Here is a 26,858-nt window from a genome sequence, read left to right as displayed (position 1 = left end):
CACAGCACAGTGGTGCCCCGTGCCGGCGGCGAGCGCAGCGAGGTGGCGGCGTGAGGCACCCGGAGAGCGTCCCCGAGCTGGTCACCCTGCACGTGTGGCGGATCGCGCCGGCCGCCGTGGGCCGGGCGCTGCCCCGGATGGCGGTCGACCCGCGCCGGCTGCGTGCCCTGCCCGGCGTACGGTTCGGCAAGCTGCTCGGCACCGGGACCGGCACCGGCTTCGGGCCGGGCGACGCGGACCTGACCCGGTGGGCGGCGCTGACGGTCTGGGACTCCCCCGCCGCGGCCGCCCGGTTCGCCGACTCGCCGGTGGCGCGGGCCTGGTCCGGTCTCGCCCGCGCGGGCGTCCGGCTCGACCTGCGACCGTTGACCAGCCGGGGTGAGTGGTCCGGCCGGCGGCCGTTCGGTGCGCCCGCCGGTGGCCGGGTCACCGGTCCGGTGCTGGCGCTGACCCGGGCGCGGCTACGTCCGACCCGGGCGCTCACCTTCTGGCGGGCGGTCCCGCCGGTGGCCGCGGCCCTGCACGCCGCACCGGGGCTGCTGGCCCGCTTCGGCGTCGGCGAGGCGCCCCTGGGCTGGCAGGGCACGGTGAGCGTGTGGCGTGATCCGGCGGATCTCGTGGCGTTCGCGTACCGTCACCCGCAGCACCGGGCCGCGATCACCCGGACGGAGACCCAGCGGTGGTACGCGGAGGAACTCTTCGCCCGATTCGAGGTGCGGGACGTGGTCGGCGACCGGACGGTACTGGGGTGGGTCACCGACGACGGTGACCCGGCGAAGGGTGAACGGGCATGAGGTTGGTGCGGTGGACACCTGACGATCTCCTCCGGCGACTGGACGACGTGGTGGCCGTCTACGGCGAGGCGATGGGTTACCGCGCCGACCTGCTGGAGGCCCGCCGCGGCTACATCGCCACCCACGTACGTCGGCCCGGCTTCCGCGCCGTGGCCAGCCTCACCAGCTCCGGCCACCTGGCCGGGTTCGGGTACGGCTACGTCGGCGCCGCCGGACAGTGGTGGCACGACCAGGTCTGGCGGGCACTGGACCAGCCCACCCGGCGGCGCTGGCTGACCGACTGCTTCGAGGTGGTCGAGTTGCACGTGCGGCCACCGGCCCAGGGGCACGGGCTGGGCGCCGGGCAACTGCGGGCCCTGCTCACCATGGCCGAGAACGCCACCACCCTGCTGTCCACTCCGGAGGCCGACGAGCAGACCTCGCGCGCCTGGCGGCTGTACCGCCGGTTCGGCTTCGTCGACGTGCTGCGCGACTTCCGTTTCCCCGGCGACGAACGCCCGTTCGGGGTGCTCGGCCGGGATCTGCCGCTGCCCGCGCCGGGACCGACGCCACCACCGTCGATGCCGACCCCACCGCCCACCCGGTCATGACCGCACGCGCACCCGCCCGCGGCTACGCCTGGACGTTGCTGGCCCTGCTGGTACTGGCGCAGATCTGCTACCCGCTGACCGGCGGAGTCACCCGGGCCCGGCTGACCGTGGCCACCGTCGTGCTCGGCTACCTGCTCTCGGTCGGTCACGCCCTGGTCACCCGGGGGCCACGGGCGGCGACGGCGCTTGTCGCGGTGGCCACCGGCGGCGGGTTCGCCATCGAGGCGCTCGGCGTGGCCACCGGCTTCCCGTTCGGCAGCTACGACTACTCCGGCCAACTCGGCCCGAAACTGGCCGGCGTACCGCTGATCATCCCGCTGGCCTGGACCTGGATGGCCTGGCCGGCCTGGTTGGCGGCCACCCGGCTCACCGGCGGGTCGTCCGGTCGGTGGCGCTGGCCCGGCCGCATCGCGCTGGCCACCGTCGGGTTGGCCGCCTGGGATCTCTTCCTCGACCCGCAGATGGTGACCGAGGGGCACTGGGTGTGGCGGGATGCCACGCCGGCCCTGCCCGGGTTGCCCGGCATCCCGGTCAGCAACTACCTGGGCTGGCTGCTGTTCGCGGTGCTGATGATGACCGCGCTGCGCCCGCTCGCCGGGCCCAGCGTGGCCACCACCGGCACCGGCGACCAGCCGATGTACGCGCTCTACCTGTGGACGTACGGCTCCAGCGTGCTCGCCCACGCCGTCTTCCTCGACCTGCCCGCCTCGGCGGTGTGGGGCGCGGCCGGCATGGCGGTGGTCGCCGTACCGCTGGCCGTCACCCTGCTGCGGGCCCGGCGGACCCGCGACCGGGCCACCGGTTCGCCACGCTCCCCGGTCGACGTGGCGGCATGATCGCCGCGCTGGTTCTGCTGCTCGGTGTCACCGTGCTGACCGCGCACACCGTGGTCAACGCGGGCCGCTGGCTGCGCCGGCCGACCGACCGGCCGGTGGAGATCAACGAGACGGTGGCGGTGCTGCTGCCGCTGCGCGACGAGGCCGACCGGGTCACCCCGTGCCTGCGCGCCCTGCTCGCCCAGCGGGGAGTGCCCCGGCTGCGCGTCGTGGTGCTCGACGACGGCTCGGTCGACGGCACCGCCGAGGTGGTCCGCGCGGTGGTCGCCGACGACCCCCGGGTCACCCTGCTCACCGGGGTGAACCCCCCGCCGGGCTGGCTGGGCAAACCGCACGCCTGCTGGCAGCTGGCCACCCGGGTCGAGGACCCGACCGACGCACTGGTCTTCGTCGACGCCGACGTGGTGCTCGAACCGTACGCCGTGGCGGCGGCGGTCACCGAACTGCGCGCCGCCGGGGCGACACTGCTGTCGCCGTACCCACGGATCGTGGTGCGGACGGCGGCCGACCGGCTGGTGCAGCCGCTGTTGCAGTGGCTGTGGCTGACCTTCCTGCCGCTGCGGGCGATGGAGCGTTCGCCGCGACCGTCGCTGGCCGCGGCCGGCGGGCAGTTCCTGGTCGTCGACCGAACCGGTTACCTGCGGGCCGGCGGGCACGCGGCGGTCGCCGACAAGGTGCTGGAGGACATCGAGCTGGGCCGGGCGGTGAAGCGGGCCGGCGGCCGGATCGCCCTCGCCGACGGCTCCCGGCTGGCCAGTTGCCGGATGTACGAGGACTGGCCGCAACTGCGTGACGGCTACACCAAGTCGTTGTGGGCCTCGTTCGGGCACCCGAGCGCCGCAGCCGTGGTGCTGACCGTGCTGCTGGCGCTCTACACCGCGCCGCCGCTGGTGGCCGTCGCGGCGCTGCTCGCCGGTGCGCCGACGGTGGCCGGGGTCGCAGTGGGCGCCTACCTGGCGGGGGTGGCCGGGCGGATGGTCAGTGCCCGGGCCACCGGTGGCCGGGCCTGGCCCGACGCGCTGGGCCATCCCGTGTCGGTCGCGGTCCTCGGTTGGCTGACCCTGCGGTCGTACCATCTGCGCAAGCGGCGACGCCTGTCCTGGCGTGGCCGTCCGGTGGGTTAGAGCCTGGGAGGACGCGGCATGGCGCGGATCGTGGTCATCGGCGCCGGCGTGGGTGGGCTGGCCGCCGCCGCCCGGCTGGCCGTCACCGGACACCAGGTGACAGTCCTCGAACGTGCCGATGAGGTCGGCGGCAAACTCGGCCGGCACCGCCGGGACACTCCCGAGGGCGCGTTCCACTTCGACACCGGCCCCAGCCTGCTCACCCTGCCCCAGGTCTTCCACGAGCTGTTCGAGGCGACCGGGGCGAAGCTCGACGAGTACCTCGACCTGGTGCCGCTGGACCCGATCGTGCGGCACGTCTTCCCCGGCGGCGGTCCGGTGCTCGACTCCTGCGCCGACCCGGCCGAGTTCACCGACCGGATCGGCGTGGCCCTCGGTGACCGGGCCGCCGGCGACTGGCAGCGGTTGTGGCGGCGCGCCGCCCGGGTGTGGCGGGCCTCGGAACGCGACATCCTGCGCCGCCGCGTCGACTCCCCCCGCGACCTGGCCCGGCTCGCCTGGCGGCTGGGCGACCTGGCCGCGATCCGACCCGGCCAGAGCCTGCGCGGGCTGGGTCGCAGTTTGATCTCCGATCCGCGACTGCGGATGCTGCTGGACCGGTACGCCACCTACACCGGCGCCGACCCGCGCCGGGCGCCCGCCGCGCTTGTCGCGGTCCCCTACGCCGAGCTGGCCTTCGGCGGCTGGTATCTGCGCGGCGGGCTGGGCACCCTCGCCGACGCGTTGCTGTCCCGCTGTCTGGACCTGGGGGTGGTGGTGCGCACCGGCACCGCGGTCACCCGGATCGACGCGGTGGGCGGGCGGGTGCACGGGGTACGCGTCGCCGACTCGACCACTCCGGTCCCGGCCGACGTGGTGGTGGCGAACGTCGACGCGCTGAGCGTCTACCGTGACCTGCTGCCCGACGCGCGTCGGCTGGCCGGGCTCACCGACCGCAGCCTGGCCGGGTTCGTGCTGCTGCTCGGCGTCCGCGGCGACTCCGGGCTGGCCCACCACAACGTCTTCTTCCCGCGCCACTACGACGCCGAGTTCGACGCGGTCTTCGGTGACCCGGGACGGGGGGTGCGGGCCCGCCCGGCCGCCGACCCGACGGTCTTCGTCACCGTGGCGAACGATCCGGCGGTCCGCCCGGCCGGGCACGAGGCGTGGTTCGTGCTGGTCAACGCCGCCCGCCAGGGCACCGCCCCGGGCGCGATCGACTGGCGTCGGCCGGGGCTGGCCCCGGCGTACGCCGATCGGATCCTCGACGTGCTTGCCGAACGCGGCGTGGACGTACGCGACCGGCTGGTGTTCCGCGACGTGCGCTCCCCGGCCGATCTGGCCGCCGCCACCGGCGCACCGGGCGGCACCATCTACGGTACGGCCGGTGGCCTGCTCCGGCCGGCCAACCGGGGACCGGCCCGGGGACTCTGGCTGGTCGGCGGCTCCAGCCATCCCGGCGGTGGTCTGCCGATGGTGACCCTCTCCGCGCAGATCGTCGCCGAGGCGATCGGCCCGGCCTGGTAGCTCAGCCGGCGTCGATCAGGGCCCGGCGCACCGCGGAGAGCAGCTGTCCCAGCCCGAAGGCGGCGAGCAGCACCCAGACCGCGGTCGCCATGGTGATGGTGCCGGCGGCCAGGTCCACCTCGATCAGTCCACTCAGGCCGGCCAACAGCAGCCCCGCCACGGCCACACAGACCCGGGTGGGCCGCTCCCCCACGGTGACCGCGCCGATCTCCCGCATCCCGGCGGCGACCGCCCGGGCCCGGACGTACTCGTGCAGCCAGGAGAGCGCACCACCCGCGGCGACCAGCGCCCCCGGCGCGCCGACCAGCCAGAACGCCACCAGCCAGGCAGCCTCGCCGATCCGGTCGGCCAACGAGTCGTAGACGTAGCCGAGCCGGGTGGTGCGGCCGGTGGCCACGGCCACCGCACCGTCGACGCTGTCGGCCACCGAGGCGAGCAGCACGAACAACGCGCCCAGGAACGGCCCGTCGCCCGGTCGGACCGCGAGCAGCGGTACGCAGAGACAGAGCAACACCCCGACCACCGTCACCGCGGTCGGGCCGACCCGTAACCGGCCCAGCAGGAATCCGATGTGGTAGGAGAAGCGCAGCCAGCCACGCACCACGGGAGTGGCGGCCCGGGGATCGAACCCGCCGTGCAGCCGGGCCCACGCCGTGGCGTAATCGTTCCAGTTCAGCTGTCTGCCCACCACGGTTCAACCGTCGCGACAGCGCCGAGGTGTCGCGCGCCGGGTGTCACGTCTCGGCGCCCACCCGCAGGTTCTGCCATATCTCCCGGGTCGCGGTGGACCGGTTGAAGGTGATGAAGTGGATCCCCGGGACCCCCTCGTCGAGCAACCGGAGACACATCTCGCTGGTCTGCTCGATGCCGAGCCGGCGGACCGCCTCCGGATCGTCGGCGACCCGCTCGAACCGCGCGGCCAGCGCGGGCGGGAAGGGTGCCCCGGACAGCTGCACGGAGCGCTCGATGGTGCCGATCCGGGTCACCGGCATCACCCCGGCCAGGATCGGGGTGTCGCAGCCGGCGGCGGCCACCCGGTCCCGTAGCCGAAGATATTCGTCAGCGTCGAAGAACATCTGAGTGATCGCGAAATCCGCGCCGGCCCGGCACTTGCGGATGAAGTACTCGGTGTCGGTGTCGACATCCGGCGAGCGCGGATGCCGGTAGGGGAAGGCGGCGACACCGACGCTGAAGTCGCCGGAGTGACGGACCAGCCGGACCAGATCCTCGGCGTAGTGCACGCCGTCGGGGTGCGGGATCCACTCGCCGGTGGGATCGCCCGGCGGGTCGCCGCGCACCACAAGCACGTTGCGCACCCCGACGCCGGCCAGCCGGCCGATCACGTGCCGCAACTCGGCGACGGAATGGTTGACCGCCGTCAGGTGGGCCATCGGCAGCAGGGTGGTCTCGGTGGCGATGCGCTCGGTGACCGCGACCGTGGTGTCCCGGGTCGAGCCGCCGGCACCGTAGGTGATCGAGACGAAGGACGGACGCAGGGGCTCCAGCTCGCGGATGGCCTGCCACAACTGCCGCTCGCCCTGCTCCGTCTTCGGGGGCATGAACTCGAAGGAGAAGGTCGGCTGGCAGTCGCGGACCAGCTCTCCGATCGCCGGTTGCGGATTCGGGAGGACCGAGGGAAGACCGAGCGCCACGCACCGACTCTAGCGGGCCGGGCCGGACACCCCCACCGGCTTCCCAGCGGTGGGGACGCGTGCCGCGTTCAGGAACTGTCGCACCTGCCGGCTAACGTGCACGCCTGGCGCGGATGCGGCCGAGTCCGCACCTGGGGGCCGCGCGGGGGTCAGCAGCAGATCGGTGCGCACCGGCATCTCCCGTACGGGTGGGTCGGGCCACCGCCACGCCGACCCGCCCCGGAGGCCACGATGTCACAGCCCCCGCCCAGCCGACCGCCGCTCGGCCCGATGGTGGCCCGGTTACGACTCGCCAAGGGCTGGAGCCAGTCCCGCCTCGCGGCAGAACTCTGCGCCGCCGCCGGAGTGTCCACGCTGAGCCGGCACGAGGTTTCTCGGTGGGAGCGGCAGGTGCGGGTGCCGGGCCGGTTCTGGCGTGGCTGGCTGGCCCTGGTGCTCGCGGCGCCGGCGAGCCCGCTGGCCACCGGGCCGGACGCCCTGTCGATCGAATCCGGCACACCCACTGATCCGGCCGGCAGATCCACCGGCCCGGCGGCCAGGCCGACCCGCCCAGCCGCCACAACCGTCGGTACGGCGGCCCGGCCCGCCGGGCGTGCCCGCCGGCCCCGGTGTCACAGCCCTCGCCCGGCCAACCGCCGCTCGACCCGGCGCACCTCGGTCGGGCGATCTCCTGCGGATCTCCCGGGACGCGAGCCCACAGTTCTACCGGCCGATCACGCTCCGAGTGATCAAGACGCTTGACTGGACCAGGTACGACGGGTGGATCTGGTTGGCGGGGTATCAGATCGACGACAAGCGAATAACCGCAGCACGGCGGACAGTCTTCGTCCTGATCGAAGGGCTCAAGGTGGCTGGTGGAGCGCCAGGGGTCAGGCTCGTCGACCGTCGCCCCGAGGGCCTCGATCGTCGACCCGCCCCTCCGGCAGGGCACCGATCCGGCCGCGACCAGCAGTTGGCCCCGACGCGCCGGAGGGCGGGTGGGTCGTGCCGGCGCACCCCGACCCATTAGCGTCGGGACGTGACCCATGCTGCTCCCGTCTCCCCCGTCGACCGTGCCAGCCTGCGCCAGCGGGTCGACAAAGCGCTGTCGGAATTCCTCGCCGGCCGCCGCGCCTGGATGACCGACGTCGACGACGCCCTGGTGCCGGTCGCCGAGGCGATCGAGGCGTTCGTGCTGGGTGGCGGCAAGCGGCTGCGGCCGGCCTTCGCCTACTGGGGCTACCGGGGTGCCGGCGGGGTGGACACCGACCCGGTGGTGACCGCCCTCGCCGCGCTCGAGTTCGTGCAGGCCAGCGCCCTGATCCACGACGACCTGATGGACCGCTCGGACACCCGACGGGGTGAGCCCGCGGTGCACCGGCGGTTCGCCAACCGGCACCGCGGCGCCGGCTGGGGTGGCGACCCGGACGGCTTCGGTGACGCCGCGGCGATCCTGCTGGGTGACCTGTGCCTGGTCTGGTCCGACGAGCTGCTGCACTCCGCCGGACTCGACCCCCGGACGGTGGCCCGCGCCCGACCGGACTTCGACGAGATGCGCACCGAGGTCACCATCGGGCAGTACCTCGACGTGCTGACCCAGGCCACCGGCGACACCTCGCTGGAACGGGCCGGCAAGGTCGCCCGGTACAAGTCGGCCAAGTACACCGTGGAGCGGCCACTGCTGATCGGCGCGGCGCTGGCCGACGCCCCCGCCGACGTACGCATCGCCTACTCGGCGTACGGCCTGCCGTTGGGTGAGGCTTTCCAGTTGCGTGACGATGTGCTGGGTGTCTTCGGCGACCCGGCGCAGACCGGCAAGCCGGCCGGCGACGACCTGCGCGAGGGCAAGCGGACCTACCTGGTGGCGGCGGCCCTGGAGGTGGCCGACGACACCGGTCGCGCGCTGCTGCTCGGTGGCCTCGGCGATGGCGAGCTGGACGCCGCCGGGGTGGCTCGGCTACGGGAAGTGATCGTCGACACCGGCGCGCTGGCCCGTACCGAGCAGCGCATCGTCACCCTGACCGACGCGGCGCTCGCCGCGCTCACCGCCGTCGACCTCGACACCGAGGCCCGGCAGGCGCTGGTGGACCTGGCCATCGCCGCCACCCGCCGCGCCGACTGACTCCCCTCAGAAGCCCAGGGCCTGGGCGCGACGCTTGACCTCACGGGCCTGATCGCCGCCGAGGGCGGACGCGGGGGTGCCACCGGCCAACGTGTCGTCGGGCTCGTAGAGCCAGCGCAGTGCGGCCTCGTCGTCGTAGCCGGCGTCGGCCAGCAGGGTGAGCACGCCCGGCAGGTGTTTGAGCACGGTCCGGTTGGCCACCAGGTCGGCCGGGATCCGGCGGACACCGTCGCGGCGGACCGCGACCAGTTCCCGGTCCCGAATCATCTGGTGGACCTTGCTGATCGGCAGGTCGAGCCGCTCGGCGACGTCCGGCAGGGTCAGCCAGCCCGCCGGGTCGGCGGGACCGGCCAGGGGCGCACCGCCCTCGGCGGGTACGGAATCGGTCACGCGCAACACCCTGCCACGCCACCCCCAGGCCCGGTCAACGGCCTCCCGACAACCACCCTGAGCAGGGGCGACCGTCACCCTGCGCGCGCGCCGGACCCAAGCTGGGAAGCCTGTCGGTAGCATCCTGTTCAACCTTCGTCCCCCCGACACATAGACTGCCTGCTGATGGACACACAGGTCGCCGACACGTTGCTGGGCTCGCTGATCGACGGGCGCTACCGCATTCGCGGTCGCGTGGCCCGTGGCGGCATGGCGACCGTGTACACCGCCACCGACGAGCGACTCGAACGCACCGTCGCTGTCAAGATCATCCATTCCGCACAGGGAACGCCCGGCCAGGCCGGCCGGCCCAGCTTCGTCGACCGGTTCACCGACGAGGCCAAGACCATCGCCCGCCTCACCCACCCCAACGTGGTGGCGGTCTACGACCAGGGCACCCACACCGGGCGGCCCTACCTGGTCATGGAGTACGTCCGCGGCCGCACCCTGCGCGAGGTGCTGGCCGAGCGGCGGCGGCTCAACCCGGACGAGGCACTGGCCATCACCGAGCAGATGCTCGCGGCCATCGGCGCCGCCCACCGGGCCGGCCTGGTGCACCGCGATGTGAAACCGGAGAACGTGCTGGTCGCGGAGGCACCCAGCGGCGGTCCGGCCAACCTCGTCGACAGCGTGGTCAAGGTGACCGACTTCGGGCTGGCCCGTGCCGTCGAGGCGAGCACCGACCACGACAGCGGAAACCAGTTGATGGCCACCGTGGCGTACGTCGCCCCGGAGCTGGTGACCGACGGCCGGGCCGATGCCCGCACCGACGTCTACTCGACGGGCATCGTGCTGTTCGAGATGCTCACCGGCCGGGTTCCGTACGACGGTGACCGGCCGATCGACATCGCCTGGCAGCACGTCGACCGGGACGTCCCCGCACCATCGACGCTGGTGCCGGGCCTGCCGAGGGTGCTCGACGACCTGGTCGCCCGCGCCACCCGTCGCGATCCGGCGGCCCGTCCCGCCGATGCCGGCACGCTGCTGGCCGAGGTGCAGGTGGCCCGGGACGGGCTGGGCAGCCCGAACAGCCACACCGCTCTGATCGCTCCGGTGACCGACGGCCCGGCCGTGTCGCAACCGACGATGATGGTCGCGCCCGTACGTCCGGCCGAGCGACCGACCTGGGCCCGGCTGCCGGAAGATGGCCCGCCCGCTCGCGGTCGGCGTCGGGCGACGCCGAGCGGCGGTGACGATCTGCGTGCCCGACTGGCCGGGCTGGGCGCCCGGCTGACCGGCCAGGGCGGCGGACGTCTCGCCGTCGCGGCCGTGGTCGTGGTGCTCGGGTTGGTGGCCGCGCTCGGTGGCTGGTGGTTCGGCGTCGGTCGGTACACCACCGCGCCGCAGCTGGTGAGCATGACCAAGGCCGAGGCGGAGGCACAGGCATCCCAGGCCGGCTTCGAGGTGGTCTACGCCGACCCTCGGTACGACGACCAGATCCCCCGCGACGGCGTGCTGGACCAGGATCCCGCCTCGTCCGCCCGGATCGTCAAGGGCGGCACCATCACCCTCACCCTGTCGCTCGGGCCGGAGCGCTTCGAGCTGCCGGACGTGGTCGGCAAGGAGTTCGCGCTGGCCGAGGCCGACCTGCTCAGCGCCCAGCTAGAGGTGGTTAAGGGCACCGCCCGGTACGACGACAGCCTGCCGGAGGGCATCGTGGTGGCCACCAACCCGAAGGCGGGCGAAGAGGTCAAGCCGGGCGACGAGATCACCGTCATCCTCAGCAAGGGCCGGGCCCCGATCACCGTGCCGAACCTGGTCGGCAAGAACCTCAACGACGCCCGTAACCAGATCGCGCAGCTCGGACTGGTGCTGGTGGAGCCGACGCGCAAGGAGTCCGACAAGCCGCGTGACGAGGTGATCGGGCAGAGCCCGGCCGCTGGCGGCGGCGTGGAAAAGGGTGCCCAGATCCGGCTGGAGGTCAGCGAGGGCCCGCCGCTGGTGACCGTGCCGCGCGTCGTCGACCTGCCCTGTCAGCAGGCCAAGCAGGTGCTGGAGAGCCAGGGCTTCCCGGTGGCGGTGCAGTTCAACCCGAACGCCGTCACCCGCTTCCAGAACCCGAACGAGAACGCCCAGGTCGCGCCGGGGACTCAGATCACCATCGGGTGCTTCTGATGCCGGCGCCGGACGCCGGGCACCGGCCGATCGGATCGCACACGCCCGCCTCGGGAGGGCTGGCCAAGGCGGCGCTGCCGTACGTCGACGCGGCCGGCTCCGAGGTGGCGCAGGTCTACGTCGGCAACTCCCGGGGCTGGGCGATGCCGGCCGGCGATCCGGTGCAGGACGCGCTGTTCCGGGACGGCTGCGCCGAACGCGGGGTCGCCGTCTACATCCACGCGTCGCTACTGGTAAACCTCGGTTCACCGACCGAGGCAACGGTCGAGCGGTCGGCCCAGAGCCTGGCGCACGCGCTGCGCCGAGGTACCGCGATCGGCGCGCGCGGGGTGGTCTTCCACGCCGGCAGTGCGGTGGACGCCGGGCACGCCGACGCGGCCATGCGGCAGGTACGCGAGTCGCTGCTGCCGCTGCTCGACTCGGCCGCCGACACGGGCGGCCCGATGCTGCTGGTCGAGCCGAGCGCCGGCGGCGGCCGGTCACTGGCCTGCCGGGTGGAGCAGCTCGGCCCGTACCTCGACGCGGTCGACCGGCATCCGCAGCTCGGGGTCTGCTTCGACACCTGCCACGCCTGGGCGGCCGGGCACGACCTGGCCGCCGAGGGCGGGATGACCGCGACGCTTGACGCTCTGGTGACCACGGTCGGTGCGGACCGGCTGCGGCTGGTGCACGCGAACGACTCGAAGGACCTGTGCGGTTCCACCCGGGACCGGCACGAGAACATCGGCAAGGGCATGATCGGCGAGCCCGCCTTCGCCGAGTTGATGCGTCACCCCGCCACCGCCGGTGTCCCGATCCTGGTGGAAACCCCCACCGAACGTCACGAGGGCCACGCCGCCGACATCACCACCCTCCGCCGGCTCCTCCCCCGCCCCTAACGTCCCCACGCCTGGCTTCTTCGCCCCGTTGATCGTGAGGTTGGCAGCCCTCACCGAGATCGAGATCGCCGCCGAATCAACGGAGGTGGCGGGTCGGGGCGGGCGGGGGTCAGCGGCGGAAGATGTGGGTGAGGGCGGCGGCGGCTCGGGCGACCTGGCTGTCGGTGACGTCCAGGTGGGTGACCAGGCGGGCCGTGCGGGGACCGAGCACCGAGATCAGTACGCCCTCGGCGCGGGCGGCGGCGGCCAGGGTCGGCGCATCCAGCGGGGCCTTGGTCAGATCCAGTGGAACGATGTTGGTGCGTACCGTGGTGGCCAGCACCCCGAACGGGGCGACCGCCTCCGCCAGTCGGGCCGCCTTCGCATGATCGGCCGCCAGCCGGCCGATGTGGTGAGCCAGGGCGTGCCGACCGGCGGCGGCCAGGATGCCCGCCTGACGCATCCCACCACCCATCCGCTTGCGGATCACCCGACCCCGTTCGATCCGGTCGGCAGCGCCGACGACCAGTGAGCCGACCGGCGCACCGAGCCCCTTGGACAGGCAGACCGACAGGGTGTCGAACAACGCGCCGTAGGTGGCCAGGGGCACCCCGTCGGCGACGTGCGCGTGCCAGATCCGAGCACCGTCGCAGTGCAGCGCCAACCGCCCGGCGTCCGCGACCCGGCGCAGCTCGCGCAGCGAATCGAGGGGAATCGCCCCGCCGCCGCCACGGTTGTGGGTCTGCTCCACCGCGATCGCCCGGGTGGGCACCGCCCAGTAGCCGTCGGGACGCACCATGCCGGCGATCACGTCGGGGTCGAGCTGGGCACCCACCGCAGGCCAGGTCCGTGAGGTGACCCCGCCGTACGCGGCGGCAGCCCCCATCTCGTACGTGACCACGTGCGCGTCGGCATCGCAGAGCAGCTCGGAGCCGGGCGGCACCAGCAGTTGCAGGGCGATCTGGTTGGCCATCGACCCGCTCGGGCAGAACAACGCCGCCTCGTGCCCGAACATCGCGGCGACCTCGACCTCCAGGGCCTGCACCGTGGGGTCCTCGCCGTAGACGTCGTCACCCACCTCGGCGCTGGCCATGGCCTGCCGCATCGCGGCCGTGGGACGGGTCACCGTGTCCGACCGCAGGTCGATCAGGTCAGCCACAGTCACTCCTCGCGTCAGCCACGCAGCATCTCCGCGACGAGGAAGGCCAGCTCCAGCGACTGCTGGGTGTTCAGCCGGGGGTCGCAGGCGGTCTCGTAACGGTCGGGCAGGTCAAGGTCGGCGATTCCCTGAGCGCCGCCGAGGCACTCGGTGACGTCCTCGCCGGTCAACTCGACATGCAGACCGCCGGGGTGGGTCTCCAGGCCACGGTGCACCTCGAAGTAGCCCAGCACCTCATCGACGATCCGATCGAAGTGGCGCGTCTTGTAGCCGTTTGACGACTCGTGGGTGTTGCCGTGCATCGGGTCGCACTGCCACACCACCTTGGCTCCCGCGGCGGTCACTTTGGCCACGATCGGCGGCAACGCGTCGCGAACCTTGTGGTTGCCCATCCGGCTGATCAGGGTGAGCCGGCCGGGGATGTTGTCCGGGTTCAGCTTCTCGCACAGCTCGATCGCCTCGTCCGGGGTGGTGGTCGGGCCGAGCTTGACCCCGATCGGGTTGGCGATGCGGGAGATGAAGTCGATGTGCGCGCCGTTGATCTGCCGGGTGCGCTCACCGATCCAGAGGAAGTGCCCGGAGAGCCCGTACGGCCGGCCACCGGAAACCCGGGTCAACGCCCGGTCGTACTCCAGCGCGAGAGCCTCGTGCGAGCAGTACAGGGTGACCGTACGCAACGCGTCGTCCTCGGTCATCCCGCAGGCGCGGATGAACGCCAGGGCCCGGTCGATCTCCCGGGCGATCGCCTCGTACCGCTCACCGGCCGGCGAGTTGCGCACGAAGCCCTTGTTCCAGTCGTGCACCGCGTGCAGATCGGCCAGCCCACCGGCCAGGTACGCCCGCAACATGTTCATGGCGGCGGCCGAGTTCGCGTACGCCCTGATCATGCGCTGCGGGTCGGCGACCCGCGCCTCCGGCGTGGCCTCCAGCGAGTTGATCATGTCGCCGCGGTAGGCCGGCAGGCCCCGCGCGTCGGTCGGCAGCGACCGGGGCTTGGTGTACTGCCCGGCCACCCGGGCCACCTTCACCACCGGCAACGACGCGCCATAGGTCAGCACGATGGCCATCTGCAGCAGCGTGCGGGCGTTGGCCAGCAGGTGGCTCTCGGTGTTGTCGGCGAAGGTCTCCGCGCAGTCACCGCCCTGGAGCAGGAACGCCTTGCCCTCGCAGACCAACGCCAGACGCTGACGCAACTGATCGACCTCGTACGGAGCGACCACCGACGGCACGGTGTCGAGCACCTTGCAGACCTCGGCGACCTGGGCCGCATCGGGCCAGGGCGGAGTCTGGGCACGCGGCAGCTGTCGCCAGCGGTCCAGGCCGAGAGCCTCGTCCTCGGCGGAGTCGACGGTCGGGCGGCTGGTCTGCAGCACCGGGCTGCCCACTGCCGGATGACTCAACTGATGCCACTCATGGCGCATGGTATTCAGCGTACGGCGACCAGCCGGACGGGCCATCGGCGAGGGGCCGGGTTCCGGCAGATGGACGACCCTCGACGGCGACGCAGGTCAGGGCGTCGGTGCCGGCGCCGGACTGTGTGCGCCCGGCCGCTCGTCGGAGATGCACCAGTCGAGCCCGTCGCGAGTGACGGTGAACAGCAGCGGGCGGGTCGCCTTCTTCTTGCCGACGGTCACCGTGATCGCGGTGCTGACCTCCTGCCCGGACGGACCGGGCCGGATGTCGGTGATCTCGGACTTGGACACCTCGAAGTGGTCGGCGAAGTCTCCGTTCGCCTCGGTGGCGGCGGCGTCGAACGCCTCGTGCAGCACCGCGCAGAGTTGGCTGCGCCCGGCCGCCACGTCCTTGGCGGTCATCGCGTCGAGATATGCCTGGACCCGCTCGCGGGACTTCAGGGTGGCCTCCTCGGCCGGTGCCCGTCCCGGTTGCTCCGCCTCGGGCTCACCGCCGACGAGCCCGCAGCCGACGAGCGCGAGAGGCACGGTGGCGAGCAGCGCGATGACGCTCGGCGGACGCCGGTTCCTGACCCGCATCGTCACCTCCCTCGACGCCGGACATCGAGACACGGTCGAGCGGCGAGTCTGTCACACCACCGTCCGGGCATCGAGATCGACCCCGGGCACAGCGGACGGGGAGGGGCCGGTGCGGGGCCCCTCCCCGTCGTGTGGGTGGTGCGTCGACCGTCGGCTCAGCCGAGGCCGCCCTTGATGGCGCTGATCAGCTCACCGTTGCTGGTGTCACCGGAGAGCTCCCAGAAGAAGGCGCCACCGAGGCCCTGGTTCTTGGCGTACGTCATCTTGCCGCCGATGGTCGACGGGGTGTCGTAGCTCCACCAGTTGCTGCCGCACTTCGCGTACGCCGTGCCGGCGACAGTGCCGGTGGCCGGGCAGGTGTTCTTGAGCACCTTGTAGTCCTCGATGCCCTGCTCGTAGGTGCCCGGTGCCGGCCCGGTCGCGGTGCCGCCCGGCGTGGACTGGGTGACCCCGGTCCAGCCACGGCCGTAGAAGCCGACGCCGAGCAGCAGCTTGTTGGCCGGGATGCCCTTGCTCTTGAGCTTCTGGATCGCCGCATCGGACCAGAAGCCCTGCTGCGGGATGCCCGAGTACGAGTACAGCGGCGAATGCGGGGCGGTGGGGCCCTGCGCGTTGAAGGCGCCGAAGTAGTCGTACGTCATCGGCATGATCCAGTTGAGGTGCGTGGCGGCACCGGCGTAGTCGGTGGCGTCGATCTTGCCGCCGTTGCTGCCGTCGGCGGTGATCGCGGCGGTGACCAGGTTGTTCGCGCCGAACCGGGCGCGCAGCGCGCTGGCCACGTTCTTGAACGCGTTCGGGCCGCTGGCGTCACAGGTCAGGCCACAGGCGTTGGGGTACTCCCAGTCGATGTCGATGCCGTCGAAGACGTCGGCCCAACGCGGGTCCTCGACCAGGTTGTAGCAGCTCTCGGCGAAGGCGGTCGGGTTCTGCGCGGCCTGGGTGAAGCCGCCGGACCAGGTCCAGCCACCGAACGACCAGATCACCTTGAGGTGCGGGTACATCTTCTTGAGCTTGCGCAGCTGGTTGAAGCTGCCACGCAGCGGCTGGTCCCAGGTGTCGGCGACGCCGTCGACACTCTCCGCCGCGGTGTACGCCTTCTCGTAGTCGGCGTAGCTGTCCCCGATGGTGCACCGGCCGCCCGTGGTGTTGCCGAAGGCGTACAGGATGTGGGTCAGCTTCGCGGCTGAGCCGCTGGTGTGGATGTTCCGCACGTGATAGTTGCGGGCGTAGACGCCCCACTGGGCGAAGTAGCCGACCACCTTCTGTGCGCCCGGGTTCGGCGGCGTGGTGGTCGGGGGCGTGGTGGTCGGCGGGGTGGTCGTGGGTGGCGTGGTCGTGGGTGGGGTCGTGGTGGGCGGCGCGGTGGTGGTCGGCGGCGTGGTGCCGCCGCCGCACGACGCGCCGTTGATGGTGCAGTTCAGCGGTGCCCGGTACGCGCCGGTTCCGTTGTAGCCCCAGCTGAAGGAGGCGCCCGGGGCCAGCGCACCGGCCCAGCTCTTCTTGACCGCCACATAGCGGTTGCCGTTGCGGGTGACGTCGGCGTCCCAGTAGCTGCCGATGCTGGTGCCTGAGGGCAGCTCGAACTCGATGCGCCAGGTGCTGACGCTGGCGTCCGACCCGTTGGTGATGGTGACCCGCGTTTCGTGACCCGTACCCCAGTCCGACACCCGGGTGAACGAGGCGGTCACGCTTCCGGCGCCGAACGCCGAGGCCATCGGGACCGTGGCGACGGTCACCGCGACCACGGCGCCGACCCAGAGGGCTCGGCGAAGCGATCTCTTCATGTGGCGTCTCCAAACAGTTAGGAAACTTTCCAAAAGGATGAGGAGACGCTACTCACACGCCACCACTTCGTCAAGATGTCCATGTATCGATTGGGCGAGGAGGCCAGATTGGACTTCTCCCGGCGTCACCGCCGGTCAGGGGTCGGGTACCGATCGGTAACTTCACCACCACCCGCATCGCCCGCGCCCACCGTTGCGGCGGTAGCCTCCGGGCATGACCGTCTTCGACATTCCGATCGGTGCCCTCGCCGGTGGCCCGGCCGACCTCGCGCAGTACCGCGGACGCGCCCTGTTGATCGTCAACGTCGCCTCGCGCTGCGGCCTCACCCCGCAGTACGCGGGCCTACAGACCCTCCAGGACGAGTACGCCGACCGTGGACTCACCGTGCTCGGCGTGCCGTGCAACCAGTTCGCCGGCCAGGAGCCCGGCAGCGCGGCGGAGATCAGCGAGTTCTGCCAGGTCAACTACGGGGTGACCTTCCCGATCACGGAGAAGGTCGACGTGAACGGCCCCGAACGCCACCCCCTGTACGCGGCCCTGGTGGACACCGCCGACGCCGACGGTCACACCGGCGACGTCCGGTGGAACTTCGAGAAGTTCCTCGTCGCTCCCGACGGCTCCGTCGCCGCCCGCTTCGCCCCCACCGTCACCCCCGACGACCCCACCCTCCGCGCCACCATCGACAAGAACCTCCCCGCGTAACCCACCCCACCCCCAGCCCACCCCCACCCCACCCCCAGCTCGTCGATCTTGCAGTTGTGGTCGGCTTTTTCCGGCTTTCGCACCTTTTGGACCGACAAGAACTGCATGATCGACGAGCCGGGTGGGTGGAACGGCGAAGCGAGGCAGGTTCGGGGCAGGCCAGCGCGGTGGAGGGGTGAGGTATGGCGACGGTGGGGTTGATCGGCAGCGGGCACATCGGAGGAACCCTGGCACGGCTGGCCGTGAACGCCGGCTACGACGTGGTGTTGAGCAACTCACGCGGACCGGAGACCCTGACCGACCTGGTCGACGAGCTGGGGCCGCAGGCGAGCGCCGGCACCGTCGACGCCGCGGCTCGCGCCGGTGACCTGGTGGTGGTCACCATTCCGCTCAAGTCGTACCGGTCCGTACCGGCCGAGCCGTTGGCCGGCAAGGTCGTCATCGACACCAACAACTACTACCCGCAGCGGGACGGCCAGATCCCCGAACTGGACGAGGGCAGCGCCACCAGCAGCGAACTGCTGCAACGCCACCTGCCGCAGGCCCACGTGGTGAAGGCGTTCAACAACATCTTCTTCAAGCACCTGCTCACCTTGGCCCGGCCCGGCGACGCCGCCGACCGCAGCGCGCTGCCAATCGCCGGCGACGACCCGGCGGCCAAGGCAACCGTGACCGAGTTCCTGGATCGGATCGGCTACGACACGGTGGACGCGGGCCCGCTCGCCGACAGCTGGCGCTTCCAGCCGGACACCCCCGCCTACGGGGTCATCTACTCCGCCGATCCGGCGAACCGGGAACAGGAGACGCCGGCCGGCGCGGGCGTGCTGCGCGCTGCCCTCGCCGACGCCGGCTGACCCGGCCGCGGTCCGACACCGACGTCACCCCGGGGCGTGCCGGAGCCACCATTCCGACGCTGGTCGAGATTCATCGATTTCCGGTTCCGCCATCGGCGGAATCAGCCCGGCGGACCCGTGTAGATGTCATGGAGATTCCGTCTCGGTCCCATGGAGATTCCATGTAGATCTCGCAAATGTCCACGCCGGCCAGATATGACGGGCACGAGATGAACCGGCGGACCGAGGCGCAGACCACACCGTAAAAATGCTGCGCTGTCAGCGACGAACCCGGCACCAACAGCCTCGGCGGACGCCTGGCGCCAACCCGGGCAGATGACTCATTCGGACGGTAACGGCGGCACAACAAGATCAGGTCGGCGTCGGTATATGCGCTTACGTCCGGAGTGTCGCAGGGTCGGAGGTCTGGTCGGCACCCCGATCCTCATTACCAGAATTGCGCGTCGGTTGCCAATGAACAACCAAAATTGCATCGACATCCATCACTGCACATCGTTGCCACGAGGCGACACCGGGCCGGGCATCGGGGTAGCCGTGCACAGAAGAATCTCGGGTAGGGTCGAGCCTCGCTTACCTGGGCTGTCGTGACTTCGGCAGGCCCACGGCAACACCTGGTGTCGATAGCAGCGCGCCTTCGTGCGATGCCCAAGAAAGCTGCCCGCGTACCGCATGCCCATTGGAATGGAGACCGTGTCCGCACTCAGAGTGAAATCCCTCTACAAGGTCTACGGGAGCCGCGCCGACAAGGCGGCGGAGATTCTCCGCAACAGCGCAGGCCGGGACGACAAGCTGGCAGGACTACCGGTCACGGCCGCGGTCGTCGACGCGAACTTCGAGGTCAGACGCGGCGAGATCTTCGTGGTCATGGGCCTGTCCGGCTCGGGGAAGTCCACCCTGATCCGGATGCTCAACGGGCTGCTCTCCCCCACGCACGGCACGGTCGAGATCGACGGGGTCGACATCACCAAGCTCAAGCCCGCCGCGCTACGGAAGCTGCGCCGCGAGAAGATCAGCATGGTCTTCCAGCACTTCGCGCTCCAGCCACACCGGTCGGTGTTGGACAACGCCGGCTACGCGCTGGAGATCGCGGGCCTGCCGCGCGCCGAGCGCCGGGAGAAGGCGCTGCAGGCGCTCCGGATGGTCGGACTCGACGGCTCAGCGGACAAGCTGCCGCAGGAACTCTCCGGCGGCATGCGCCAGCGCGTCGGCCTGGCCCGCGCGCTCGCCGCCGGCACCGACATCATGCTCATGGACGAGGCGTTCTCCGCGCTCGATCCGCTGATCCGCCGCGAGGTGCAGGACCAGTTGCTCGGGCTACAGGCCGAACTCGGCAAGACGATCGTGTTCATCACGCACGACCTCAACGAGGCGATGCGCCTCGGCGATCGCATCGCGGTCATGCGTGCTGGTCGGATCGTTCAGATCGGCACCGCCGAGGAGATCCTCACCGACCCGTCAAACGACTACGTCGCCCAGTTCGTCGCCGACGTCGACCGGACCAGGATCCTCACCGCATCGGCGGTCATGGAGCGACCGCTCGGCGTCGTGGACGTCAACTCCGGCCCACGCGTGGCCGCCCGGGTGCTGCGCGAGACCCAGACGTCGGCCGTCTACGTCACTGGCCGGGACAAGCGGTACCTGGGCACCGTGACCGCCGACGCCGCCACCCAGGCGGTCCGGGACGCCCGGAAGAACCTCCAGGAGATCGTGTCGACCGAGTACGCCCACACGGTCGAGGACACGACGCCGGTGGCCGACATCTTCGCCGCCTCTGCCCAGAGCCCGGCACCGGTCGCCGTGGTCGACAGCGCCGGGCGGCTCGTCGGCGTGATTCCGCGGGTCACCCTGCTGAGCGCCCTGGGCAACCTCAGCACCGACACCGCCGGGGCCACCGCCACCCCGGGGCCTGCGGACGAGGTGGGCACGTCGCCGACCACTGACCCGACCCGGGCCGTCGGAGCGGCCGGCACGGCGGCACCGACCGGAAGCGGCGACCCGACAGCGGAGGTGCCGGCCCAGGTGGTTGCCGAACCATCGGCCCGGCTGACGGGAGAGCCCGCATGAACAGCGCCGACAGTATCGATGACCTGCTGCCGTACGTGCGGATCGGCGACGCGTTCAAGGTCGGCGTCGACTGGTCCAGGGATCATCTGTCCGCCGTCTTCGACGGCATCGCCTCCGCCGTCGATTCGCTTGTCGAGCCGCTGGTGGGCCTGCTGACCGCGCCCCCGGCGATCGTCATGGTACTGATCTTCGCTGGCCTCGGCTGGTGGCTGCGGGGCTGGAAGTTCGGTCTCGGCACCACGCTCGGGCTCGGCCTGGTGGCCGGGTTGCCGATCTGGGAACAGACGATGAGTACGCTGGCGCTGGTCCTGGTGGCCAGCGGAATCGCCCTGTTGCTCGCCGTACCGCTGGGCATTCTCGTCGCGGAGAGCCGCCGTGTCTCGGCGGTCGTCCGGCCGGTGCTGGACCTGATGCAGACGATGCCCGCGTTCGTCTACCTGATCCCGGCCATCTTCTACTTCGGCGTCGGCGCCGTGCCCGGCGTGCTGGCCACCGTGGTGTTCAGCATGCCGCCCGGGGTACGCCTGACCGAGTTGGGCCTGCGCCAGGTCGACCGCGAGGTCATCGAGGCCGGCGAGGCGTTCGGCGCATCGCCGTGGAAGATCCTGCTGCGGACCAAACTGCCACTGGCCCTGCCGACCATCATGACCGGCGTCAACCAGGTCATCATGCTGGCCCTGTCGATGGTCGTCATCGCCGGAATGGTCGGCGCCGGCGGGCTCGGTGAGGTGATCATGACGGCGCTCGCCCGGGTCCAGGTCGGCGCGGGCTTCGAGGGCGGCATCGCCGTGGTGATCCTGGCGGTGGTGCTCGACCGCCTCACCGATTCGATAGGCGCGCGTACCGCCTCCGCGAAGGCGCAACGCGCCATGCAACAGGCCTGACCCCACGTCCTGACCCACGCGGGGAAGTCACCGGTTGCCGGCGCCCTGCCTCGCTACCGCGAGTTCCGCCGGTTCACCGCAACAAGGGAAGGAAACTCCACATGTGGAGCAGTAAATTGGTGCGCCGGGTCGCGCTGGCGGCCACCGCCGCCCTGGCGCTGACCGGCGTCGCCGCCTGCGGCGACGACGGCGACTCCGGCAGCTCGGCCGGCGACAACAAGCAGCTCACCATCGGCTACATGGCCTGGGACGAAGCCATCGCCGCCTCCTACCTCTGGAAGAATCTGCTGGAGGAGAAGGGCTACGAGGTCGAACTCAAGAACGTCGAGGCGGGGATCGTCTACCAGGGCCTGGCGACGGGGGACATCGACCTCTTCCTCGACAGCTGGCTGCCGCAGACCCACGCCGACTACATGAAGGAGTACGGCGACAAGATCGAGAAGGTCGGCGTCTGGTACGACAACGCCAGCCTGAGCATCGCCGTGCCGGAGTACGTCAGCGACGTCAACTCGCTTGAGGACCTGGCTGCCAACGCCGACGCCTTCGGCGGTGAGATCATCGGGATCGAGCCCGGTGCCGGCCTGACCGCCGCCACCCAGGACAAGGTCATCCCGGAGTACGACCTGACCGGCAAGCTCACCCTGAAGACGTCGTCGACGCCAGCGATGCTGGCCGCGCTGGACGGCGCGATCAAGGACCAGAAGCCGATCGTGGTGACCCTCTGGCACCCGCACTGGGCCTACGCGAACTACCCGCTGAAGGACCTGGCGGACCCGAAGGGCACGCTCGGCGGGGCCGAGGAGATCAACACGCTGGCTCGTGAGGGCTTCGGCGCGGACTTCCCCGAGGTCACCGAGATGCTGAAGAAGTTCAAGATGGACGACCAGCAGCTCGGCTCGCTCGAGGACCTGATGTTCAACGTGCACAAGGACGACGAGGAGAAGGCCGTCGAGGAGTGGCTGAAGGCCAACCCGGACTACGCCGGCACGGTGGACGTCGCCAACTCCTGACCGGGCCTGAGCGATCAGCCGTCGGTGGCGGGGCAGTTGGCCCCGCCGCCGGCGGCTCAACTACTTGTCAGGAGCGACGCCGCCGGAGTCCCGGATCGACGGGACGCCGGCACGCCAGGCCCGCCACTCGGGGGCCAGCACCGACCAGACCTCCAGGTCGATCCGGCCGTCCGGGCCGGCAAGCACCTCGCGCAGCACGCCGTCACGCCGCATGCCGAGCCGGCGGGCAACCGCGATGCTGCGCGCGTTGCCGGCGTTGGTCCGCCACTCGACCCGATGCAGTCCGCGCTCGACCAGCACCCAGTCGATGAGCCGTTCGACCGCCCGGGTCACCAGGCCCCGGCCCTCGGCCGCCGGTTCCAGCCAGCAACCCGCCTCGCACACCCCGGACGCCGCGTTCAGCGACACCAGCAGCACCCCACCGACCAGTTTGCCGCCCGACCAGATCCCCCAGATGCCGCCGTCGTCGCGGGCCCACCGGTCGGCATAACGCTGGAGCACGTGCCGCGCCCCGGCCAGGTCGGTGGCCACGAAGGACGGCGACACCCACGGCGCGATGTGCTCCCGCGCCCGGTCCAGGTTGCCCAGGAACTCCTCGGCGTGCCACGGGTTCAGCGGTCGCAGCTCGGCGTCCGCAGCCAACGCTGTGGCGAACATCAGCACCCTTCACCCCGCCGCATCGCGGCCATCGACGTGGGCCGGAAGCCGAGCTCCCGGTAGAGCGGCTCGCCCTCCGCACTGGCCTTCAGATCCACCGTGCGCACGCCGCGCTCGACGAACCAGTCGAGCAGCGCGCCCAGGCAGGCCCGCGAGAAACCCCGACGACGGTACGCCGGATCGGTCGCCACGTTGAACACGTACCCCGACCGGCCGCTCGGATCCGCCGGCCCGCCGAGCCGCAGGTCGACCACCCCGACCGCGCAGGCGGCAAGCGTCCCGGGTCGGCCCGGCGCGTCCACCACGTAGGCAGCGAGGTCGGCCTCCGGGTCCGGCAACTGTCGTCGGAGCGTACGAAGCGCGATGTGCTGCCATTCGCCGGGCTCGGGCGGCGTGCCACTCATCGCGCCCAACATGACCGACCGCAACCGGACCAGTTCCCGGGCGTCGTCCACAGTCGCCCGCCGCACGTCACTCACCAGCAGAGACTAGCCGTATTCACATCTCCGCCTGGACCCCGACCGGTGCGGGCCTTCCGGGGGCGGTCACCTGTCGGGCCCGGTCTCAGATCGGGCGGCGGCCGGCGAAGCCGCAGTCGGCACGGTGGTACCAGCGCACGTCCGAGTCGCCCTCCAGCCAGCACCAGAGCACCTGCCGGCCCTCGCGTTCGCCGGGAAAGTCGAGCAGCACCGGTGCCACGCTCTTGACCTCGATGCCGTGCTGCTGGATCTCGTCGAGGACCGCGTACAGCCGGGCCTCCAGGCCCTTGACCTCGGCCCGACCACCGAGCGCGCTAAGCCCGTGGCCGGCCAGGTCGGCCTGCAACTCGGCCAGGTCGGCCCGGACCCGGATCAGCTCGTCGATCCGGGGATGCAGGGTGGCTACCAGATGCCGGGCCTGGGCGAGAGTGAACACCGCGCCAGTATGCGCCACCCCGATCACCGGAACGACCCGGCACCGCTGAACTGACCGCCGTTGTGTCCGCGCCCGCTACCGTCCCGAGCCGGCCGATTACCCGTCACCGCACGAGACGCCGCATTTCGCGCCCTCAACTCGACCGGGATACCGCCACTTACCGCAACCCGCGCCGCCAGCGCGGCCCGGCCCGGGGCGGGCGGGGCTGGCAGGGCGGGGGCGGGGGCGAGGCCCGGGCGGGGGGGCGGGTGGGGTGGGTGCTACTCGGCTTGGGCGGCTAGTTCGCGGGCGCGGTCGCGGGCGGCCTCCAGGGCGGCCAGCAGGGCGGCGCGTACGCCGTGGTTCTCCAACTCGCGGACGGCGGAGATGGTGGTGCCGGCGGGCGAGGTGACCGCCTCGCGCAGCTTCACCGGATGCTCGCCGGAGTCGCGCAGCATCACCGCCGAGCCGATCGCGGTCTGCACGATCAGGTCGTGCGCCACCTGACGGGGCAGGCCGAGCAGGATGCCGGCGTCGGTCATCGCCTCGACCAGCAGGTAGAAGTAGGCCGGGCCGGAGCCGGACAGCGCCGTCACCGCGTCCTGCTGCGTCTCGGGCACCCGGATCGTCGCGCCGAGCGGCTTGAACATCTCCTCGGCCAGTGCCAGGTGCTCGCCGGTGGCGTACGCGCCGGCCGAGATCGCGGTCATCGCCTGGTCCACCAGGGCGGGGGTGTTGGTCATCACCCGCACCACGGGGGTGCCCTCGGGCAGCCGGCGGCTGAAGAAGCTGCTGGGCAGGCCGGCGCAGAGCGAGATCAGCAGTTTGCCGGGCGGCACCTTGGGCCCGATCTCGTCCAGCAGCGCGGCGGCGTCCTGCGGTTTCACCGAGACGGCCAGCACCTCGGCCTCGTCCACGGCGGTGAGGTTGTCCACCACCCGTACGCCGTAGCGGTCGGCCAGTTCCTCGGCGCGGGCCGGGCGGCGGGCGGTGGCCAGCAGCCGGTCCACCGGCCAGCCGGACCGCAGCAGCCCGGAGAGCATCAGCTCGCCGATCTTGCCCGCCCCGATCACCGCGACCGTGTGCACCCCGGCTGACACCTGGCGTACCCCCTTCGTGGGCCGACGTCGCGGCGGGCCCGACGGGCCGACCGCGACGCCGGAACGACGATCAGCTACCGAAGAAGACCTCGGCCTCGGCGTACCGCTCCAGCGGAACGGTCTTCAGCTCGGCGGTCGCGTCGGCGAGCGGGACGCGGACGATGTTGGTGCTCTGCATCGCGACCATCTTGCCCCAGTCGCCCTCGTGGGCGGCGTCGATGGCCTGCAGGCCCAGCCGGGTGGCGAGCACCCGGTCGAACGCGGTGGGGGTGCCGCCGCGCTGGATGTGGCCGAGCACGACCGTGCGGGCCTCCTTGCCGGTCTTGGCCTCCAGCTGCTCGGCCAGCCACTGGCCGATGCCGCCGAGCCGCACGTGACCGAACGCGTCCAGCTCCTGGTTCTGCAGGACCATCTGGCCCTCCAGCGGCTGGGCGCCCTCGGCGACCACGACGATCGGGGCGTACTGGTGCTGGAAGCGCTTCTCGACGTAGCCGGCGACCTGCTCGACGTCGAAGTTCCGCTCGGGGAGCAAAATCACGTTGGCGCCGCCGGCCAGGCCGGCGTGCAGGGCGATCCAGCCGGCGTGCCGGCCCATCACCTCGACCACCAGGGTGCGGTGGTGGCTCTCGGCGGTGGTGTGCAGCCTGTCGATCGCCTCCATGGCGATGTTGACGGCGGTGTCGAAGCCGAACGTGTAGTCGGTCGCGCCGAGGTCGTTGTCGATGGTCTTCGGCACGCCGATGACGTTGACGCCCAGTTCGTGGAGCTTGGTGGCGACACCGAGGGTGTCCTCACCGCCGATGGCGATCAGGGCGTCGACACCCTGCGCCGCCAGGTTGTCCTTGATCCGCTCGACGCCGTTCTCGATCTTGAAGGGGTTGGTCCGGGAGGAGCCGAGGATCGTGCCGCCACGGGGCAGGATGCCGCGGACCTCCGCGATGCCGAGCGGGCGGGACAGCCCCTCGAGCGGACCCTTCCAACCGTCCTGGAAGCCTACGAACTCGTGGCCGTAGCTGGCGACGCCCTTACGGACCACCGCCCGGATGACCGCGTTGAGACCCGGGCAGTCGCCGCCGCCGGTGAGCACGCCGATACGCATGATCTGCTCATCCTCCTGGGGAGCATCTGGTCAAGCCCGATCAAGCCCCAGGATATGTGTCAGCGCGGACCCTCGGCACCGTTGCCGGCCCGGGGCGGGCCGTCCCTACGAACTGTAGTCGCCGCTCGGTACGGCCCACACCGCGCCCCGCTACCGGTCAGTAGCCGTCCTCCCGGTGATCGGCCGAAGACCCACCGCTGGACGCTGCGCCGACCGGGCCGATCAGCTCGACCTGACCGCCCCGGGCGTCCCAGCACCGCACGGCCGTGGGGTGCACGGCGATCAGCGTGAGCCCCGCCGTGGCCGGACCGTCCGGAAACCACGGGGCCAGTCCGGGGTGCCACAGCCGCTCGGCGCGTGCCTGGTCAGGGTCGTCCCGGGCGCTGCCGGTGATCGAGGCCCAGACCTGCGCCTGCGGGTCGTGCAGGCTCAGCTCGACCTCCGGGTTGACCCGCGCCTGCCGGGCGGTCGCCGAGCCCGCGTACGCGAAGAACCACAGTTGCCCGTCGAATTCCGCCCGTTGCAGCGTCATCGGCCGGCCCACCAGCCGACCATCGAGGGAGATGGTGGTCAGGGTGCAGATCCGCGCGGCCCGGATCAGCTCGGTGATCCGTCTCCGGGCCTGCCGGCCGCCGATCACCCCGCCGCTCACGTC

General features: G+C 71.7%; 27 protein-coding genes. 14 read left to right on the top strand and 13 right to left on the bottom strand.

The features are described from left to right. Positions 1-50: 50 nt before the first annotated feature. The 5 genes from O7624_RS24405 to crtI are packed head-to-tail and all read left to right on the top strand — an operon-like array spanning position 51 to position 4,850. Positions 51-794: a monooxygenase gene (locus O7624_RS24405; RefSeq protein WP_282237407.1), complete on the top strand. Its 744-nt coding sequence runs from the start codon at positions 51-53 to the stop codon at positions 792-794. Next, on the top strand, positions 791-1,384 hold the full coding sequence (locus O7624_RS24400) for a GNAT family N-acetyltransferase (protein ID WP_282237406.1): 594 nt from the start codon (positions 791-793) through the stop codon (positions 1,382-1,384). Before O7624_RS24405 ends, O7624_RS24400 begins: the two co-directional genes overlap by 4 nt. Beyond that, the gene (locus O7624_RS24395; RefSeq protein ID WP_282237405.1) at positions 1,381-2,220 is read left to right on the top strand and encodes a carotenoid biosynthesis protein; all 840 of its coding nucleotides are present in this window, start codon (positions 1,381-1,383) and stop codon (positions 2,218-2,220) included. Before O7624_RS24400 ends, O7624_RS24395 begins: the two co-directional genes overlap by 4 nt. Further along, positions 2,217-3,344: a glycosyltransferase family A protein gene (locus O7624_RS24390; protein ID WP_282237404.1), complete on the top strand. Its 1,128-nt coding sequence runs from the start codon at positions 2,217-2,219 to the stop codon at positions 3,342-3,344. The genes O7624_RS24395 and O7624_RS24390 overlap by 4 nt, the downstream gene beginning before the upstream one ends. An 18-nt stretch (positions 3,345-3,362) precedes the next feature. Then, the gene (gene crtI / locus O7624_RS24385; RefSeq protein ID WP_282237403.1) at positions 3,363-4,850 is read left to right on the top strand and encodes a phytoene desaturase family protein; all 1,488 of its coding nucleotides are present in this window, start codon (positions 3,363-3,365) and stop codon (positions 4,848-4,850) included. A gap of 1 nt (position 4,851) precedes the next feature. On the opposite strand, the gene O7624_RS24380 is transcribed toward crtI, so the two are convergent. Both O7624_RS24380 and metF read right to left on the bottom strand, forming a co-directional pair. Then, positions 4,852-5,541 (bottom strand): CDP-alcohol phosphatidyltransferase family protein, encoded by a 690-nt coding sequence (locus tag O7624_RS24380; RefSeq protein ID WP_093401179.1) that lies wholly within the window; start codon positions 5,539-5,541, stop codon positions 4,852-4,854. Between the two features lie 43 nt (positions 5,542-5,584). Further along, positions 5,585-6,502, bottom strand: coding sequence for a methylenetetrahydrofolate reductase [NAD(P)H] (gene metF / locus O7624_RS24375; RefSeq protein ID WP_093401180.1), 918 nt, complete (start codon positions 6,500-6,502; stop codon positions 5,585-5,587). Between the two features lie 231 nt (positions 6,503-6,733). Here metF and O7624_RS24370 point away from each other — a divergent pair, with 231 nt between their 5' ends. Then, on the top strand, positions 6,734-7,243 hold the full coding sequence (locus O7624_RS24370; protein ID WP_282237402.1) for a hypothetical protein: 510 nt from the start codon (positions 6,734-6,736) through the stop codon (positions 7,241-7,243). Between the two features lie 277 nt (positions 7,244-7,520). Beyond that, positions 7,521-8,603, top strand: a complete 1,083-nt coding sequence (locus O7624_RS24365; protein WP_093401181.1) for a polyprenyl synthetase family protein — start codon at positions 7,521-7,523, stop codon at positions 8,601-8,603. Positions 8,604-8,609: 6 nt separating this feature from the next. Here the strand turns inward: O7624_RS24365 and O7624_RS24360 are convergent, their stop codons facing one another. Next, complete coding sequence (locus tag O7624_RS24360; RefSeq protein WP_282237401.1) at positions 8,610-8,993, bottom strand: Rv2175c family DNA-binding protein; 384 nt, start codon at positions 8,991-8,993, stop codon at positions 8,610-8,612. 165 nt (positions 8,994-9,158) lie between these two features. Between O7624_RS24360 and pknB the strand changes: the two genes are divergently transcribed. Continuing rightward, positions 9,159-11,147, top strand: coding sequence for a Stk1 family PASTA domain-containing Ser/Thr kinase (gene pknB, locus O7624_RS24355; RefSeq protein ID WP_282237400.1), 1,989 nt, complete (start codon positions 9,159-9,161; stop codon positions 11,145-11,147). Further along, entirely contained in the window at positions 11,147-12,025 is an 879-nt protein-coding gene (locus tag O7624_RS24350) for a deoxyribonuclease IV (protein WP_282237399.1), read from the top strand. The genes pknB and O7624_RS24350 overlap by 1 nt, the downstream gene beginning before the upstream one ends. A gap of 109 nt (positions 12,026-12,134) precedes the next feature. On the opposite strand, the gene O7624_RS24345 is transcribed toward O7624_RS24350, so the two are convergent. The 4 genes from O7624_RS24345 to O7624_RS24330 all read right to left on the bottom strand — a co-directional run bounded on the left by O7624_RS24345 (position 12,135) and on the right by O7624_RS24330 (position 16,938). After that, entirely contained in the window at positions 12,135-13,163 is a 1,029-nt protein-coding gene (locus tag O7624_RS24345) for a GntG family PLP-dependent aldolase (RefSeq protein ID WP_282237398.1), read from the bottom strand. Between the two features lie 14 nt (positions 13,164-13,177). Further along, a complete protein-coding gene (locus tag O7624_RS24340; RefSeq protein WP_093401186.1) occupies positions 13,178-14,584 on the bottom strand; it encodes a 3-deoxy-7-phosphoheptulonate synthase class II in 1,407 nt (468 codons plus the stop codon). Between the two features lie 87 nt (positions 14,585-14,671). Beyond that, positions 14,672-15,154, bottom strand: coding sequence for a hypothetical protein (locus tag O7624_RS24335; RefSeq protein ID WP_282237397.1), 483 nt, complete (start codon positions 15,152-15,154; stop codon positions 14,672-14,674). A gap of 155 nt (positions 15,155-15,309) precedes the next feature. Continuing rightward, positions 15,310-16,938 (bottom strand): glycosyl hydrolase family 18 protein, encoded by a 1,629-nt coding sequence (locus tag O7624_RS24330; RefSeq protein ID WP_282237396.1) that lies wholly within the window; start codon positions 16,936-16,938, stop codon positions 15,310-15,312. 214 nt (positions 16,939-17,152) lie between these two features. On the opposite strand from O7624_RS24330, the gene O7624_RS24325 reads away from it, so the two are divergent. The 5 genes from O7624_RS24325 to O7624_RS24305 all read left to right on the top strand — a co-directional run bounded on the left by O7624_RS24325 (position 17,153) and on the right by O7624_RS24305 (position 22,453). Next, the gene (locus O7624_RS24325) at positions 17,153-17,641 is read left to right on the top strand and encodes a glutathione peroxidase (RefSeq protein WP_282237395.1); all 489 of its coding nucleotides are present in this window, start codon (positions 17,153-17,155) and stop codon (positions 17,639-17,641) included. A 182-nt stretch (positions 17,642-17,823) separates the two neighbouring features. Then, positions 17,824-18,495 (top strand): NADPH-dependent F420 reductase, encoded by a 672-nt coding sequence (locus O7624_RS24320; protein ID WP_282237394.1) that lies wholly within the window; start codon positions 17,824-17,826, stop codon positions 18,493-18,495. A gap of 681 nt (positions 18,496-19,176) precedes the next feature. Further along, positions 19,177-20,559, top strand: a complete 1,383-nt coding sequence (locus tag O7624_RS24315; RefSeq protein WP_282237393.1) for a glycine betaine/L-proline ABC transporter ATP-binding protein — start codon at positions 19,177-19,179, stop codon at positions 20,557-20,559. Then, on the top strand, positions 20,556-21,443 hold the full coding sequence (locus O7624_RS24310) for a proline/glycine betaine ABC transporter permease (RefSeq protein ID WP_282237392.1): 888 nt from the start codon (positions 20,556-20,558) through the stop codon (positions 21,441-21,443). The genes O7624_RS24315 and O7624_RS24310 overlap by 4 nt, the downstream gene beginning before the upstream one ends. A gap of 101 nt (positions 21,444-21,544) precedes the next feature. Next, positions 21,545-22,453: a glycine betaine ABC transporter substrate-binding protein gene (locus O7624_RS24305; protein ID WP_282237391.1), complete on the top strand. Its 909-nt coding sequence runs from the start codon at positions 21,545-21,547 to the stop codon at positions 22,451-22,453. A 60-nt stretch (positions 22,454-22,513) separates the two neighbouring features. On the opposite strand, the gene O7624_RS24300 is transcribed toward O7624_RS24305, so the two are convergent. The 6 genes from O7624_RS24300 to O7624_RS24275 form a co-directional block, all read right to left on the bottom strand. Then, the gene (locus O7624_RS24300; RefSeq protein WP_282237390.1) at positions 22,514-23,110 is read right to left on the bottom strand and encodes a GNAT family protein; all 597 of its coding nucleotides are present in this window, start codon (positions 23,108-23,110) and stop codon (positions 22,514-22,516) included. Continuing rightward, positions 23,110-23,589 (bottom strand): GNAT family N-acetyltransferase, encoded by a 480-nt coding sequence (locus tag O7624_RS24295; RefSeq protein WP_282237389.1) that lies wholly within the window; start codon positions 23,587-23,589, stop codon positions 23,110-23,112. Before O7624_RS24295 ends, O7624_RS24300 begins: the two co-directional genes overlap by 1 nt. Before the next feature lie 85 nt (positions 23,590-23,674). Then, a complete protein-coding gene (locus O7624_RS24290; protein ID WP_093401193.1) occupies positions 23,675-24,025 on the bottom strand; it encodes a DUF2203 domain-containing protein in 351 nt (116 codons plus the stop codon). A 260-nt stretch (positions 24,026-24,285) separates the two neighbouring features. Then, entirely contained in the window at positions 24,286-25,104 is an 819-nt protein-coding gene (gene proC, locus O7624_RS24285; protein ID WP_282237388.1) for a pyrroline-5-carboxylate reductase, read from the bottom strand. A 70-nt stretch (positions 25,105-25,174) separates the two neighbouring features. After that, positions 25,175-26,203, bottom strand: coding sequence for a 6-phosphofructokinase (locus tag O7624_RS24280; RefSeq protein ID WP_093401195.1), 1,029 nt, complete (start codon positions 26,201-26,203; stop codon positions 25,175-25,177). Positions 26,204-26,360: 157 nt separating this feature from the next. Beyond that, the gene (locus tag O7624_RS24275; protein ID WP_282237387.1) at positions 26,361-26,855 is read right to left on the bottom strand and encodes a pyridoxamine 5'-phosphate oxidase family protein; all 495 of its coding nucleotides are present in this window, start codon (positions 26,853-26,855) and stop codon (positions 26,361-26,363) included. Positions 26,856-26,858 lie beyond the last annotated feature (3 nt).

It is taken from the genome of Verrucosispora sp. WMMD1129 (assembly GCF_029581255.1).
Taxonomy (GTDB): Bacteria; Actinomycetota; Actinomycetes; order Mycobacteriales; family Micromonosporaceae; genus Micromonospora; species Micromonospora sediminimaris.
Note: the sequence above shows the minus strand (reverse complement) of the source record. Positions and strands in the feature narration are given on the sequence as shown.